The sequence below is a fragment of the Streptomyces sp. NPDC026538 genome (genome assembly GCF_055567535.1).
The window spans coordinates 1-14,871 of sequence record NZ_JBVHQG010000002.1 but is presented as its reverse complement, the minus strand read 5'-3'; the positions used below and the strand labels follow the sequence as shown (position 1 = coordinate 14,871).

12 protein-coding genes are annotated in these 14,871 nt (G+C 67.4%); 1 reads left to right on the top strand and 11 read right to left on the bottom strand.

Going from position 1 to position 14,871, the window contains the following annotated elements; genetic code table 11:
* Positions 1–388: 388 nt before the first annotated feature.
* The 9 genes from ACZ4N4_RS07015 to ACZ4N4_RS06975 form a co-directional block, all read right to left on the bottom strand.
* Complete coding sequence (locus ACZ4N4_RS07015) at positions 389–766, bottom strand: MerR family DNA-binding transcriptional regulator (RefSeq protein ID WP_467585397.1); 378 nt, start codon at positions 764–766, stop codon at positions 389–391.
* 129 nt (positions 767–895) lie between these two features.
* On the bottom strand, positions 896–1,360 hold the full coding sequence (locus ACZ4N4_RS07010; protein ID WP_467585395.1) for a VOC family protein: 465 nt from the start codon (positions 1,358–1,360) through the stop codon (positions 896–898).
* Positions 1,357–1,941, bottom strand: a complete 585-nt coding sequence (locus tag ACZ4N4_RS07005; protein WP_453567620.1) for a dihydrofolate reductase family protein — start codon at positions 1,939–1,941, stop codon at positions 1,357–1,359. Before ACZ4N4_RS07005 ends, ACZ4N4_RS07010 begins: the two co-directional genes overlap by 4 nt.
* 621 nt (positions 1,942–2,562) lie before the next feature.
* Positions 2,563–5,247, bottom strand: coding sequence for an RICIN domain-containing protein (locus ACZ4N4_RS07000; RefSeq protein WP_467585392.1), 2,685 nt, complete (start codon positions 5,245–5,247; stop codon positions 2,563–2,565).
* A gap of 33 nt (positions 5,248–5,280) precedes the next feature.
* Positions 5,281–5,658, bottom strand: a complete 378-nt coding sequence (locus ACZ4N4_RS06995) for an L-rhamnose mutarotase (RefSeq protein WP_467585390.1) — start codon at positions 5,656–5,658, stop codon at positions 5,281–5,283.
* Positions 5,655–7,679, bottom strand: a complete 2,025-nt coding sequence (locus tag ACZ4N4_RS06990) for a DUF8034 domain-containing protein (protein ID WP_467585387.1) — start codon at positions 7,677–7,679, stop codon at positions 5,655–5,657. The genes ACZ4N4_RS06995 and ACZ4N4_RS06990 overlap by 4 nt, the downstream gene beginning before the upstream one ends.
* 73 nt (positions 7,680–7,752) lie before the next feature.
* The gene (locus tag ACZ4N4_RS06985; RefSeq protein WP_467587622.1) at positions 7,753–8,595 is read right to left on the bottom strand and encodes a carbohydrate ABC transporter permease; all 843 of its coding nucleotides are present in this window, start codon (positions 8,593–8,595) and stop codon (positions 7,753–7,755) included.
* Positions 8,596–8,713: 118 nt separating this feature from the next.
* Positions 8,714–9,628, bottom strand: a complete 915-nt coding sequence (locus ACZ4N4_RS06980; protein ID WP_467585384.1) for a carbohydrate ABC transporter permease — start codon at positions 9,626–9,628, stop codon at positions 8,714–8,716.
* Positions 9,625–10,986, bottom strand: a complete 1,362-nt coding sequence (locus tag ACZ4N4_RS06975; protein WP_467585382.1) for an ABC transporter substrate-binding protein — start codon at positions 10,984–10,986, stop codon at positions 9,625–9,627. Before ACZ4N4_RS06975 ends, ACZ4N4_RS06980 begins: the two co-directional genes overlap by 4 nt.
* 369 nt (positions 10,987–11,355) lie before the next feature.
* On the opposite strand from ACZ4N4_RS06975, the gene ACZ4N4_RS06970 reads away from it, so the two are divergent.
* On the top strand, positions 11,356–12,150 hold the full coding sequence (locus tag ACZ4N4_RS06970; protein WP_467585379.1) for a FadR/GntR family transcriptional regulator: 795 nt from the start codon (positions 11,356–11,358) through the stop codon (positions 12,148–12,150).
* Between the two features lie 18 nt (positions 12,151–12,168).
* Here the strand turns inward: ACZ4N4_RS06970 and ACZ4N4_RS06965 are convergent, their stop codons facing one another.
* Both ACZ4N4_RS06965 and ACZ4N4_RS06960 read right to left on the bottom strand, forming a co-directional pair.
* Positions 12,169–13,320 (bottom strand): cellulase family glycosylhydrolase, encoded by a 1,152-nt coding sequence (locus ACZ4N4_RS06965; protein WP_467585377.1) that lies wholly within the window; start codon positions 13,318–13,320, stop codon positions 12,169–12,171.
* Between the two features lie 187 nt (positions 13,321–13,507).
* Positions 13,508–14,797 (bottom strand): ice-binding family protein, encoded by a 1,290-nt coding sequence (locus ACZ4N4_RS06960; RefSeq protein ID WP_467585374.1) that lies wholly within the window; start codon positions 14,795–14,797, stop codon positions 13,508–13,510.
* Positions 14,798–14,871: the final 74 nt, after the last annotated feature.

Genomic DNA, 14,871 nt, shown 5'->3' with positions numbered 1-14,871 from the left:
AACTCGACGTGGCCGCGTTAGGGTCCGCCCACCTGGTGACAGGTCAGCAAGCAGTATCGCGATCGCCTCCAACGAGGCTTTCACCGGCTGGAGCAGGACCTTCACCGATCCACGGCTCTGCGAGCCCTCGTCCACCTCCGAACTCAGTCGCTGTTCAATGTCGCTGACTCAGCCTTGAGCCCTGGATCGCCTCACCGCGTAGGACACACGGTCTGAAGAGGACGACTTGGCGACTTCGAAGGCTGTGGGCCCCGTGCGCTCTCCTGGATAACTGCAGCGTCCTCGGTTGGGGCGCGATTGTCGGGTTTCGGTGTCAGAACGCGGGGATCAACGAGTCACCCTAGTACTCCAGCCGTGGATCGCTGGTGCGACGTCCGACCGACCGCGCCTATGGGTGCGTGTCCGTGATCGCGATGACCTCGTCGAGGCGGTCCAGGGCAGCCTGCAGGTCGTCGATCTTGGCCTGGATGCGGTCCCGCTCGGCGCGCAGCATGGCTCGTTGCTCGGCGTCGGTGTGCCCGGAGTCCCAGCACGGAAGGAGTTCCGTGATCCTTCGGCTGGTCAGGCCGGCGGCGAACATCTGCTGGAAGAAACGGACCAGGGGGACGGCATCCTGCCGGTAGAGGCGCTGGCCGGATGGGCTGCGCTCCGCGATGAGCAGCCCTTGCTGCTCGTAGTAGCGCACGGCGCGTACCGAGACGCCGGCACCCCGCGCCACCTCGCCGATGCGGACCAGCCGCTCGGCCGCGGCCTCTGTGACGGTCATGGTGATTCCTCTTACCCCGGCCCTGACGACCAGCACTTGCCTCTGACGTCAACGTCAGGTTTTAGCGTACCGGGCATGGACATCAACGGTGCACGTGCCGGACACCGGCGCACAGACCAAGGACGCCCACTACGTGATCCACGGCGCCCTTGGCGCCTTCGGCGCCCATCGCCTTCCAGCCCCGGCGAAGTCTGCCGCGGTGATGCCGTCGGGATGTCCGGACGGCCACTCCACCAATTCGATCCTGTAGCCATCCGGGTCCGTGAGCCACGACGTCTTCGGGCCGTGAGGGCCGTCCGGGTACTGGAGGGATTCGGGCCTCAGGCCGGCTTCGGTCAGCGTCTCCAGGGTGGTGGCGAGCGTTTCCACCTGGATCGCGAGGTGGTCGAAACCGCTGCCCACGTCGACCGGTCCGGCACCGGGGCGGTGGACCAGTTCGAGCGAGGCCGCCGGTTCGTCCGGGAACTTGAGGATCACCAGGCGAGCCCCGTCGCCGACCTCGACCCTGCCCAGTTCCGCGTAGCCCAAGGCGGTGTAGAAATCGAGCGAGCGGTCCAGGTCGGTGACGCGGTAGGAGACGAAGAGCGTCTTCACGCGGCCTCCTCGGGGCGACGCACCCGGTAGCGGAGGTGTGTGACGTCTCGATCCTCGAGCCGTCGGACGAGGTCGAGTTCGATGTGCTCACTACGCAGGTGGTCGAACAGCCGTCGGCCGTCCCCGAGGAGGACCGGAACCAGGTGGATCTCCATCTCGTCCACCTGCCCGGCTCGGAGAAGTGCTTGGGCCGCCCCCGCCCCATGGACCATGACCGGCCGGTCCCCTGCGGCTGCGCGAGCCTGACGGGCGCAGTCCTCGGCATCGGTGACGAAGCGCGCGTAGCCGGGTGCCACGTCCCCGTCATCCACCTGGTGGGTGAGGACGAAGACCGGCACGCCGTCGTGGTGGTCGCCCTGCCAGCGCCCGGCGAGTTCGAAGGTCCGACGGCCGGAGATCACCGCGCCGGTCGCCAGCGCTTCGCGGTAGACCTGGCCGCTCGGACCGTCGGACTCCCGGTCGTCGAGCCAGTTGAAGAGCCGTCCACCGCCGCGTCCGAGTTCCTGCCCCGGCCGATCGTCCGGGCCGGCGACATAGCCGTCGAGCGACATCGACATGTACAGCCGAATCGGATTGTTCATCCTGGGCTCCATCTCTCCCACGTGACACCGGGATCCGGCGTTACCTGATCCGCCGACGAGGCGGGAATGTCACAAGGAAGACGTCAGGCAACCGGCAAACTCATCGCCCCCGGCGCGCCGGCCTGCTGCCGGGCCGAAGCCGCTTCCTGAACCGGGCGGCCGACTCATCTGATGGTGCGCGTCGCACGCTCCCCGGCGAGGGCTTCGGTACCGCCGATGATGATCTCGACACTCACGTAGGACCGTGCCTTGGAAGGGAGCACCGCTCACGAGGTGCTGCGCGAGCGAGCCGGTCGCGATCACGCTGTCGGCGAATCCGCGTGCGTACTGACGGCAGACGTCCTGGCCAGGTCGGCGAGCGTGAAGGAACGTCGGATCGGCGAGAGGGCAGGCTCTTCGAGCCATGGGTGCGGACGTCGCTCGAGATTCCAGAGATGGTGATGGGCGTCGACGAGGCTTCGGTGTCGGGCTTGGGCATGGGAGGCTCTGGGCGGCTGGGCGGCTGGGCGGCTGGGCGGCTGGGCGGCGGTCGTGCGAGGGCGTTGGTCGTGACGACGGCCCCGCCCGGGCCGACAGGTGAGCTGCCGGTCGTCGCGGGGCCGTCGCCTCACACGCGGAATGTCACTGGATCGTCCAGAGCTGGTTGCTCTGGTTCAGCGGTGTCCACTGGTCGAGCGCTGTGCCGCTGGTGGTCGAGCCGCCCGAGACCTCCAAGGCCTGCTTGGTCTCCAAGTTGCGGATGACGTATCCGCCGCCGGACGACTCGAAATACCAGAGCTGGTTGTTGCCACCGTTGTAGGTGTACTGGACGAGTGCCGCACCCTTGGCACGGGAGCCGTTGGGGACATCCAGGACCTTGCCGCTGTTACGGTTGACGATCTTGTAGAGGTTGCCGCTGACCTGCACGATGTTCCACTGCTGGTTGGTGCCCGAGTTGCTCTGCCACTGGATCACACTGGCGTTGTCCGCGGTCGAACCCTGGTAGACATCGGCCACCAGACCGCTGTTGACGTTCTTGATCGTGTAGTTCGTCGACGCGTTGAAGGACGGACTGGTGCCCGGGTTCTCCAGCGCGGTGCCGGCCTGCTGCACGCTGAAGTCGTCGATGTAGAAGTAGCTGCCGTCGGTCTTGGCGACTCGCACGTACCGGAACTTCTGCCGTGCGTCTGTCTTGGCGGTCAGCGTCGAGGTGTACGGGAGGGTCGCGCTGTCCTGGCGTCCCAGCACCGTGTAGTCGGCGAAGGTGGGGTCGTTGGAGCCCCGTATCTCGAAGTTGCTGCGGGTTTCGGGCTGGTCGACGTCCTGACGGGTGGTGAAGGAGAACTGGCCGAGTCGGTACGCACTGCCGAGGTCGACCTGCCACCAGGCCGAGGTGTCGCTCCCGGTGGGGGACCAGCCGGTCGCCGGGTCGTTGTCATTGGCCTTGGGCGGCGCCCAGCCGGAGTTGAAGACGGAGGACGCGGTGGCCGTCTTGCCATAGGCGAGATTGATCTTCGCCAGCAGTCCGCGGTAGGCCGACTGCAGACCCGAGGCCTGCATCACCGCGGTTCCGGTGGTGGTGTTGTTGGAGAGGGTGACGTCGGGGCCGTTGGCGTTGCGGATGATGAAGTCGGTGGTGCGCGACAGGACGTTGTTCGCGACAGTCATGTTGCTCGAGCCCTCGTCGAGATAGATGCCGCCCACGCCCGAGGAGCATGCGGTGGGCGAGCGGAGCACATCGTGGATGTAGTTGTTGTTGATCACCGTGCCGGGGTCGTTGGAGAGGTGGTAGATGCCTGCCGTGTCGCACAACATGTTCTCGACGTTGCCGATGCGGTTGTAGCTGACGGAGTTGCTGCCCTCCGCGTTGGCGGCCGACTGCCAGCCCCAGCCCAGGGTGATCGCGGTCCACGGGGAGTCGGAGATGTCGTTGTGGTCGATGGTGGTGCCGTGCACGAAGCCCGCGTTGATGCCCGCGGTGCCGTAGTAGTCCTGACCGGTGCGGTTGATCAGGTTGTTGGTGACGGTGACACCGCTGACGACCTCGCGTGCGTCCTCGCCCGCGGGTGAGGTGGGCGGGCTGTACACGGTGTGGTACTCGACGTCGGGATCCGAGAACTTGCCCACCATGATCCCGTTGCCCGAGATGTCCTGGACGATGTTGCCGGTGACGGCGGAGTTGTGGACGCCGTGGTGCAGGTCCAGGGCGGTCGAGCCCATCTGGGTGAAGGTGTCGCCGGTGAAGGACAGGCTGTCGGCGTTCGCGGCGTAGACACCGGCCGGCGGCCGGTTGACGTACTGCTTGTTGGTGGGGTCGGCGGAGATGTTGTAGTTGCCGCCCTGGCCGTTCAGCAGGCCGTTGTTGCCGGCCTCGGTCCAGTTGGTCCGGGTGAAGGTGATGCCGGAGAACTGCAGGTTGTGAACAGGAGAGCCGAGGCTGTCGCCCTGGATCCTGAAGAGGGTCTGCAGCGTCGGGACCTGCACGGTCGCCGACGTCATGGACTCCCCGGGCCGAGGAAGGTAGTAGAGCGTCTGCGCGTCCTTGTCGAGGTAGAACTCGCCCGGTTCGGTGAGGAATTCATGGGCGTTCTCGAAGTGCAGGGGAGAGCCGTTGGACAGCAGCGGATACGGCCGCTGGAAGAGGATGCCGGCCTCGTGGTCCTGGATCGAGATGTTCGCCATTCCACCGCTGTTGGCGTACGACTTCAGCCGCAGGTAGTTCTCGGCCCACTGCAGTTGCAGCACCATCTCGACCCGGTCGAAGTGGCTCCAGTTCGCGACTTGGGAGCTGAGAACCTTCAGTACCTGGGCCGTCTTGTCGCTGGCCTGCAGTTGGAAGTTGGAGCCGACGTCCGGGTAGCGGGCGCGCGTGGCGCGCACGCCGTTGACGTACAGCTGCCGGAAGGCGAGGGTGCCGACCGATGCCTTGTACTCGCCGCCTGCGGCCGGTGTCCAGCCGGTGACGGTCCTGGCGCTGGAGACGACCGGGATCTCGGAGCCGTACGCCTTGTAGATGACGTTGTGGCCGTTGGTGCCCGAGTCGGCGGTGGTGAAGTCGACCGCGCTGGTGAGGGGGTACGTGCCTCCGCGCAGGTTCACGACGATGTCCCCGGACATGGCCGAGTTCACCGCGCGCACCGCGTCGCGAGCCTTCGCGATCGTCTTGAAGGCCGCTGATGTACTGGTTCCCGAATTGCTGTCACTGCCGTTGGCGGGGTCCACGTAGAAGCTGGTGTCGGCCGCGTGCGCCACCTGCGCGGGCAGGACGACGGCTGTTGCCACCAGCAGAGTTTGCAGTAGTCCCACGATGAGTCGTCCGGGTCTCATGCCCTTGTTCTCCTTACCTCGTTGCGCAGCGCGTCACCGGGAGCCGGGTACGCCGGCTGCGTCCTGGGAGGGGCCGTCGGATCCCGGATCGCCGAGATGCCAGATTTCGGGGAGGTCTGTCCACTGGCTCCCGGGTTTCCGGTCCGGCCACGGGTCCTGGCACGGATCGGTGAGCTTCCACCACTGCTGGGTCACCGGGTCGGCAGCGATCGCCGCCATATCGCCATCGAAGTCCTCGCCGTGGTACTCGAAGTAGGCGAAGAGGACGTCGTGGTGGCGGAAGATGCTGTAATTGCGCACGTGGGCGCGGTGCAGCGCCGCTTCGACGCCGGTCCAGACGGTGGCGTGAAGGGCGAGGTACTCCTCGCGGCGTTCCGGACGCAGCCTGATGGTCTGGGCGATCCGCTTCACTCCCCGGCCTCCCCGCTGTGAAGGCCGGCGCCGGACCTCACCGGGGCATCCGCCGAGAACGGCGTGCGGTAGCTGGGTGTCCGCGTCCGCAGGCCCAGTCGGAGCGTGAGCCGTATGCGGGTGGAGGCGGGCAGCACGACGGTGAGCAGGCTGCTGTCGACCGGCGCCTCGGCTTCGGCGACGGCCGGTTCCCCGTGGCCGTAGGCGTACATGTCGCCGACCCACGAGTCGTCCTCGCAAGTCGTGTAACGCACGGAGGCGATGGTGTGTTCGGCGAAGGCACCGGCCTGGACGACGACCGTCCGAGCGCGGTCGGGGGAGAGGTTGACCAGTTCGACGGTGGTCGCCTCGGGGACGATCGACGTCACCAGGGCAGCCACCTCGGGCGGCAGACCCGCACGGCGCGCCTCGCCGTCGTAGTAGCGCACCCGCGCCTGCTGCAGGCCGCCGTTGTAGAGGACCTGGGGACCGCCCCAGGTCAGCTGTACGAGCGCCTCGGTGACCACGGGGTTCGACTGCTGCCACACGTGGATGTCCTCCTCGGGCACGTCCAGATCGCGGTACCGGTCCATACGGGCGAGACGGTGGCGGACCTGTGCCTGGGCCGCGGCGAGGATCCGCTCCGGGTAGTCGGGGTCGTCGCCGGTGAGGAAGGCGAACCACGCCTCCTCGTGCCCGGATTCCTCCTTGGCCCGGAAGGGCCGCACGTCACGCCAGTCGAATCCGCCGGCTCCGCGCAGCCGTTCCAGCCGGGCACGGTCGGCCGGAGCGGCCGTGTGGTGCCACAGCGCCACCGGTACGGCAGGGGTGACGGGGTTGTAGTCGAACCATCCGGAGTCGTTGTGGCGGAAGGGGATGTGCAGGGTGGGGGTGTTGATGTTCGGGCCGAGCTGGGCCAGCCACTTGGAGGGGAGGCTGGAATCGGCTTCGGTGAAGGCCATCACCTTGCCGTGGCCGACGAGGGTGTCGAAGGTGGTCGTGACCATGGAGAGGTAGTCGTCGTCACCGGTGACCGTCGCCGCGGCCAGTGCCGCCACGCATGCCGCGTGGCCGACGCTGTGCCAGCCGTGCGGCCATGACCAGCCGTAGTGCCCGCCGTACCAGCGGCCTTCGAGGAGGCTGCCGACCACGCCGTCCGGGCCGACGTTGTCGGGCATCACCTCGCCGTTCGCCTTCGCGCGCTCACGCCACGCGCCGACGTACTCGACGATCCAGTCGCGGTAGCGTTCCTCGCCGGACAGGATCCAGGCGTTGAGGACCAGCCCGGCCGCGGCGAGATTGACAGCGGTGTCACCGCTGCCCATGCGGTCGCGCATCTGACCGCCGAGGCGCGGGTCCTCGGACAGCGGGGGCGCGGGGGCGTCGGCCGGCAGGATCCAGTCGAGCGGAAAGCCGTACAGCTCGGCTTCCTTGGGCAGCCAGGGGTAGCTGTCCCCGTCGGACAGACCGCGGCGTTCGAGGTCGCTGCCGTTGTGCGGGCGCTTGATGATGCGGCGGTCGGGGTCGTAGTTGCCCTTCGCCGGATCCACGTACAGTTCGGCGAACCGCAGGGCACGCTGCGACCAGCGCCCGGGGGCCGCCATGCACAGGAAGTAGAGCAGCAGCAGACTCTCGCCCTGGTGGAACCAGTCGTAACCGCGCTCGAACTCGTCGCTCAGCATGCCCAGTTCGGTGAGCTGCCTGGTGACGCCCTCCCAGTGCCTCTCACTGGCGGGCAGCAGGTCGCCCGCGCCGCCGAGCAGATACAGCTGCGGCCAGTTGAAGAACACTTCGTAGAAGTCGTCGACGCCGTCACGGGTGGTGAGCCGTCCGTTGTAGTTCAGGCGCCCGTCCGGGCCGGTGAAGTCCCGCTCGAAGCGGCGCCAGGCGTGGTCGAGCAGGTCGAACAGCGCGCGCTGGGACACCGCCCAGCCGGGGGGTTCGAGCAACGGCACACTGGCCCGCACTCCGGGAGAGGACACCGGACCGCTGGTCGGGGCGGTGTCCTCGCTTCTGGCGGGGTGGGCAGGACCGAAGGGCATGGGAACGGGTCTCCGTTCGGGTGAGGGAAGCAGTGGAAGCGCGCGGAGGCGGCCGGAGCGGTGGGCCGCGGCTTCATTCCTTGGTGGCTCCGGCGAGCATGCCGGTGACCAGGAAACGCTGGGAGAAGAGGAAGACGACCAGGACCGGGGTGATCGCCACCAAAGTGGCCAGGGCGAGTTGGGGCCGCTCGATGGCCAGGGAGCCGACCGTCGGATTGAAGGAGGGCACACTGCTGAGCAGGGTGCCGACACCCACCTGCACCGGCATTTGGTCGCTCTCGGGCAGCATCACGTACGGCAGGAAGTAGTTGGTCCAGTTGGCCACGAAGCTGAAGAACCCGACGAGCGCGATGACCGGCGTCGCGAGGGGCAGGGCGACGTGCCGGAAGACCCCGAACTCCGTGCACCCGTCCACCCGGGCGGCCGCCAGCAGATCCCGGGGCACGGCGGTGGTGAAGTATATGTACGTCAGATACACGCCGAACGGGTAGAACGAGTACGGCAGGATGATCGACCACATCGTGCCGATCAGGTGCACGGCGTTGATCTCCAGGAACAGCGGGACCACCAGCGTCGCGTTCGGCATCAGCATCACGATCAGCGTGGCGATGAGCAGGGTGCGACGTCCACGGAACTCCGTCATCGCCAGCGCGTAACCGGCCGGCACGGCGACGCACAGGGTGATGACCAGGGAGATCCCGGCGTAGATCGCGGAGTTGCCCAGCCATTGCAGGATTGCGTTGTCCTGGAAGGCGGTCAGCGCGTTCCAGTTCGCCTTGAGCGCGTGCCAGGAGCCGAAGGAGAGCGGGTTGCCGTGCACGAGCTGGTGATCCGTCTTGGTGGCGGCGAGCACGAGCCAGAGCACGGGGAGCACGAAGAACACCACGAACGCGGCCAGTACGGCGGCGACCAGCACCCTGGACGCGTGCCGGCGGGCAGGAGTGCGGCGGGCGCGAGAAGGGGTGCGCGGCGTGCGGCTCGGGCTCACGCTGATCTCTCCGGGACGTGGACGCACACCGGGGTGCGTGGAGCTTCTACTCGGCATCGAAGAATCCCGACCGTGCGACGAAGAGGGCGGCGGCCGACAGAGTGACGACCAGGAGTTCGACGGAGACGGCGGCGGCGCCGTTGATGTTGTTCATCTGGAAGGCGAAGTCGTACGAGAGCTGGTTGAGCGAGTAGTCGCGTCCCGCCACTCCGACGCTGGCCATGGACAACAGCTGTGGCTCGACGAAGAGTTGGGCGCCGCCGGCGAAGGCGAGGATCACCATGTAGACGATCCATTTGCGCAGCATGGGGATCTGCACCCGCCAGGCGGTCTGCCAGGCACCCGCTCCGTCGATGCGGGCGGCCTCCATCACGTCCCTGGGGATGTTGTTGAGCGCCCCGTAGATGACGACGATCCAGCCGCCCGCGCCGGTCCAGAACGCGATGATCGTGAACAGCAGGGGAAGGTGACCGGGCGCGATGACCTCGCCGAACGTGTCGTAACCGAAGGCACCCAGCAGGGAGCGGACCGGGCTCACCGTGGGGTCGAGCATGAACAGCCACACCAGCACGCTCGCGGCACCGGCGAGGGCGCCCGGTATGTAGTACAGGAACCGCAGCGCCTTTCCGGCGCCGCCGGTGGCCAGCCGGTGCAGCAGCAGCGCCAGGCCGACCACGATCACCACCAGCGAGACAAGCCAGAACAGCAGGTAGAGCGCGACGTGCCCGAGGGCCGGCACGAACCGGAAGTCGTGCATCGTGGTGACGAAGTTGCCGAAGCCGGTGAACGCGCCCTGAGCGTTGCTGAACGCGAAGTAGATGGCGTACGCGGTGGGGACCACACCGAACGCGATCAGCAGGACGACGTAGGCGGCGACGAACGCGGCGCCCGCCCGGCTCTGCCGCCGGGCGCCCTGAGGGCGCCGACGGACAGAGCCGACGGGGGAGTGGGTCACAGTCACTGGGAGACCTTGTATCCGTTGGACTGCGCGTACTTGACGATGGAGTCCTGCCAGGCGGGCAGCAGCGAGACGATGGTCTTGCCCTGCGTCAGACCGGGCTTGACGGTCGCGGCCCAGATCGCCTCCTGGCTGAACTGGCCCGAGCCCCAGCCCGGCCAGACCTGGGTCGAGGCGTCCTTCAGCACGTTGATGCTTCCTTCGTAGTAGCCGGAGGCGTTCTGCTGTGTCAGCCAGGCGTCCGCCGCCGGTGCATAGGCCGGGAAGCCCGGTGCGACCTTGCCCTGGTAGGCCTCGTCGGTTGTGACCCAGGTGAGGAAGTCGGTGGCTGCCTTGACGTGCTCGGAGTGCTGGGACAGGAGCCAGGTCCCGCCGCCCACGTTGCCGGTGGACGGAGACGTCTCACCGCTCCACTGGGGTATCGGCGCCGCCGCGATCTGCTTGGCCGGGGTCTTGAAGGTGCCCTGGAACAGCGCACCGCCGTACCAGGAGGGGCCGGGCATCATCAGCACCTTGTCGGCCTTGTTCTTGCCGAAATCGGTGCTGAAGACCCCGCTGATGGACATGGACTTCTTCTTGATCAGTACGTCCATGAGCCTGGCCATCTTGGTGCAGTCGGCGCTGGTGGTGTTGACGGAGACCGACTTGGCGCCGGTGATGTGGTTGGCACCGCACTTGCCGGCCCACAGGTAGATCTCCGGAGTGAAGGAGTCGCCGGCGTCGCCCACCAGGTAGCCGGGGTGTTCGGCGGCCACCTTCTCGCCGAGCTTCTGGTACTCCTCCCAGGTCGTCGGCGCCGAGTAGCCGAACTTCTTCATCAGCGGCGCGTTGTACCAGAGCACGGCCTGGGAGAGGTCGTTGCGCAGGCAGTAGACCGTGCCGTTGATGGTGCAGACGTCGTTGGCGCCCTTGGCGAACTTCCCGAGGGTCCCCACCGGGACGAGCCCCTTGTTCAGAGGAGCCGCGAAGTTGGCGTCGACCGCCCACGTCACCTCGTTGTTCTGCGAGCTGAAGACGACGTCCGGCCAGCCCTTGCCGGTGCGGTTGAAGAGCTGCACCTTCGTCTGCAGGTAGTTCGATCCGTTGGCGTCGCCGTCATAGGTGACGATGTCGAGCTTCACGTCCGGGTGGAGCTTCTGGTAGAGCTTCGCGGCAGCCAGCCGGGTCGCGTCCACCCACACGGTCAGGGCCCCGCTCTTCTGCGACACCTGGTTGAAGCCGTCCTTGCTGTTCGTGGCCGTGGCGCCGCCACCGCAGGCTGTGGCGGTCGCGACCACGGTGGCCACGCACCCGGCGAGGAGCACCGATCGCCTCTTGGCCAGCGCTTTTCTTCGGTCAACGGACTGCTTCATCGCGGTCATGAGTGACTCCATTACGTGGCTGGCGTCCGGAGCGAACGGGACGGGTGAACGTGGTGGCGCCGCGAGCGATGACGGTGCGCGGGAGGCTTCGCGGACGGTCGAGTCGGCGCCGTCGCTTCGAAATTAGGCCGCTTATATGGGCGATGGTCAAGGGGATGTGCAGTCATTAAATCGGATTCACTTGCCACGTATGCCTGTGATTTGTGCTTGAATGACCGATTATGATGCGCATTTTGCTTCGCGGTCAGCGCGTAGTTGCTGCGATGGACGCATGATAAGTACGATTCATTTTCCGTGGCGGGGTGCTGAGTAGAGTGACTCCGCGTGGAGGGGGATCGCTCTGTGAGACCAGTGATGGGGGTAAGGCAGATGAATGACACGTCCGCGACCGGGACCTCGTCGGCGTCGACGTCCAACAGGGCGACGGCCTTGGGCGGAGGGGCGGAAGCGGGGCACGGCTACCGACCGGGCTATGAACTCGTCGCGGAGCGGATCCTGGAGTTCATAGCCGAGTCACGTCTGGTTCCCGGCGACCGGCTGCCCACGGAGAACGATCTGGCCGGGCAACTGGGCACCAGCCGGGCGGTCGTGCGCGAAGCCGTCAAGATCCTTTCCGCGCTCGGCCGGGTCCGAGCGCACAAGGGCCGTGGTCTCTTCGTCGCGGACGACGAAGGCATGCTCAGCGCCAGTCGCTGGGGCGGTTTCTTCCGACCCACCGACCTGGACCACATCTTCATGCTGTTCGAGTTCCGCAGGGTCCAGGAGATGGCGGCCGCCAGCTTCGCAGCGACGCGTGCCACCCCTGCCGAACTCCGGGCGCTGGAAGTAGCCGTGCAGACGTGCCGTCACGGTTTCGTCCACGGGCAGGTCGACGTGTTCAACCAGGCCGACGACGACTTCCACTCCGCACTCGCGGGGGCCTCCCGCAACAGCTTCCTGGTCGACGCCGTACGCGACGCGCGCCGCCTGCAGAGGCAGTCCAGCGCCATCGGGATACACGACACGTTCGGCGCCCATGCCGAGGCCGCCGTCGAGGAGCACGCCGCCATCTACGAAGCCGTACGTGACGGCCGGCCGGAAGCGGCGGCCCAGGCCACCGCCCTGCACCTCGACAGGACGCTTGAGGACTACCGACAGGAAATCCAGCGGAGAGTATTCGGATGACGGGGAGGGCGGTCTGACTCACTCTGCCTGAGCTGTGCGCTGCGCATCCGTCCGACACATGTCGGAGTGGGCAGGCGGCCCCGGCGGAACCGCCGGCGGGAACCGACCGGGGCCTCCGTGATTCCCCCGGATCTGCTGCCGACGCTCCGGCGCCGTGTCCGTGAGCGAGTCCGTCGGCACCACCGTGCTGGCGGCTTCACCGGGCCCCCAGCACCACTGCTTCCTCACGTTGCCTGTGCCGCTTCCGCCGCCGGGGTTGGTGCCGGTACCCCAGCCCCACTGGAGGCGGTCGAGGCCGGACTGGTTGGTGACGGTGAGGGACAGGTTGGTGCCGCTGCCGTTCAGGGAGGTGATGGCACAGGAGGCGTTGTCACAGGGCCCGGGGCCCTGAGTCTGGTCGGCTTCCTTGACGCCGGTCCACAGGACCGTACCGATGCCGAGGCTGCGTGCGGTGTCGGTGATGGCGTAGAGGAAGGAGATGTTGTTGGTGCCGTCCTCGGGGCCGTTGTAGTCGACGCCGGTGGTCATCGGGTCGCCGAACTCGGTCACCACGGCGCGGTCGGCGTAGCCGCACACGTTGTCGGTGAACTCCTTGACCCAGTCGGCCTCGGTGCTGTGGGAGACGCCGAACATGCTGTACGTGTGGATGGACAGCAGGGTGCCGGACAGCCGGGCGCCGGAGCCCACGCCGCACAGACTCGCGTCGCCCCACAGGCCGGGGACGATCACGTGGTCACGGGGCAGGCCGGGGTAGTGCGCCAGCCAGTCGGCCTCGAAGTCGGTCAGGTCGCTGGAGTTGTACGCCCAGGGCTCGTTCATGATGCCGAAGTAGAAGTTGCTCTTCGAGCCGTACTTGTTGATCATCGCGTCCCACATCTGGTAGAAGGACGCGGTGTCGCTGACCTTCCCGTTCTGCAGCCACGGGCCGACGATGACCTTCATGCCCAGCGCGGTGGCGGCGTCCAGCGTCGCGGTGTAGCTGCCCCACCAGATTCCCGAGGTGGTCGCCGCGTTGAATCCCATGCGGACGGTGTTGGCCCCCAGGCTCCGGAAGCCCCGGAGAATGGCCGTGGACTTCGTGTACACGGTGGCGTAGTCGTCCGACTCCGAGAGGCAGACGGGGATGTTGGGGCCGGTGATGAAGTTGTCGTCGGGATCTGCCCAGTTCACTACCGCCGCCGGACACGCCTTCATCGGCCGCCCTCTACACCTGCCTGAGGAATGGACCTCCGACCGCGAGCGGTGCCGTGAAGCCGGGGTGCCGTTACGGACCGACTGACACCGGCGGCGCGCGGCGGATCGAGGGGATCCCGCCGCGCGCCGTCATCCGATGTACGGACCTCCCGCAGCCTGCCGCCTAGTCTTCGTGGCCCTCCTGGCCCTCGGACTCCGGTGTGTTGCCGTAGCCGTAGTTGGCGTACTTGCCGTAGTCGTACTTGTCGTAGTCGTACTTGCCGTAGTCGTAGTCGGCGTGGTTCTCGTTGTGCTCTGGCTTGCCGTGCTCCGGCTTGCCGTGCTCTGGCTTGCCGTGTCCACCCTGCTGGTCCTCGGCCGGCTTGCCGTGTTCGTGATGGCCGCCGTGGCCCGGGCCGCCGGGCTTGTTGTCCTGCTCACCGGGCTTGCCGCCGTGCCCACCCGCGGTTTCCCCGGCGGTGTTGCCCGAGGTGTTCCCGGACGTGCCGTTGTTCCCCGCGGTGTTGCCCGAGGTGTTCCCGGCGGTGTTGCCGGAGACGTTCCCCGAGGTGCCGCCGGTCCCGACGATCGGGCCGCCCAGCAGGCCGCCCGTGACCAGACCCCCGCTGACCAGACCACCACCGGTCACACCAACGGTGGTGCCGGTGGTGGTTCCCGTCGTCGTGCCGGTTGTTGTGGTGCCACCGGTCGTGGTGCCGCCGGTGGTGCTGGTCGCGCAGTTGTTGAGGAAGATGCGGTTGTTGTCGAGCGTCACCTCGCCGTTGCGGGCCAGGGCCCGGCCCTCGATGTTCGTCCCCGTGGTCACGTGGATGTCCGTCAGCGCCATGATGGTGCCCACGAAGGTCGAGGTGGTGCCCAGGGTGGCTGAACTCCCGATCTGCCAGTACACGTTGCACGGCGAAGCGCCGTTCGTCAGGAGTACCCGGCTGGAGGACGCTGTCGTGAGGGCCTCCGGGATCTGGAACACCCAGACGGCATTCGGGTTCCCCTTGGCATCCAGGATCAGGTCGCCGGTGAGTCCGACACCGGACGAAGCGGTGTAGACGCCGGGGATGAGCGTGGTGCCGGTTCCGATTCCCGCCGCGAGCGCAAAGTCCTCTGCCTGGCCGGCCGCTTGGTTGTATGCCGTGACCAGGTCGGACTTGGCCTTCAGCGCGTTGGCGTCGGCGGCGTGCACGGCGCCGAGCACCTGGCCGGGCGGGAAGCCTGTGATGGCCGGGGTCGGGTGCGTCCCGAGGTCGTGGCTGATCAGCGAGGGTCCGGTGTTGGTGACTCCCGCGCCTGCCAGAACGGAGTAGCTCGCGGCCGTGGCCAGCGGTACGGGCGTGGCGATGGCGACTGCCTGCGCGGGCGTCATGACGACCATCGCCGCGGCAACCGTGGAGGCGAGGGCCGAGGCCAGCAAGCCGGGCAAGACGCGGCGGCGAGCTGTTTGAGGGGTTTTCAGCTTCATCGAGAGGCCATTTTCTGTGGGGGCCGTGGCGTACCGGGCCCTGCAAAATTGCCCGGGAGCCTGGATCTGGTCGC

Excerpts from the sequence above, each read along its gene's own strand:
- ACZ4N4_RS06990 (WP_467585387.1), bottom strand. The coding sequence starts at position 7,679 with ATGCCCTTCGGTCCTGCCCACCCCGCCAGAAGCGAGGACACCGCCCCG.
- ACZ4N4_RS06975 (WP_467585382.1), bottom strand. The coding sequence starts at position 10,986 with ATGACCGCGATGAAGCAGTCCGTTGACCGAAGAAAAGCGCTGGCCAAG.
- ACZ4N4_RS07015 (WP_467585397.1), bottom strand. The coding sequence starts at position 766 with ATGACCGTCACAGAGGCCGCGGCCGAGCGGCTGGTCCGCATCGGCGAG.
- ACZ4N4_RS06960 (WP_467585374.1), bottom strand. The coding sequence starts at position 14,797 with ATGAAGCTGAAAACCCCTCAAACAGCTCGCCGCCGCGTCTTGCCCGGC.
- ACZ4N4_RS07000 (WP_467585392.1), bottom strand. The coding sequence starts at position 5,247 with ATGAGACCCGGACGACTCATCGTGGGACTACTGCAAACTCTGCTGGTG.
- ACZ4N4_RS07005 (WP_453567620.1), bottom strand. The coding sequence starts at position 1,941 with ATGAACAATCCGATTCGGCTGTACATGTCGATGTCGCTCGACGGCTAT.
- ACZ4N4_RS06970 (WP_467585379.1), top strand. The coding sequence starts at position 11,356 with ATGAATGACACGTCCGCGACCGGGACCTCGTCGGCGTCGACGTCCAAC.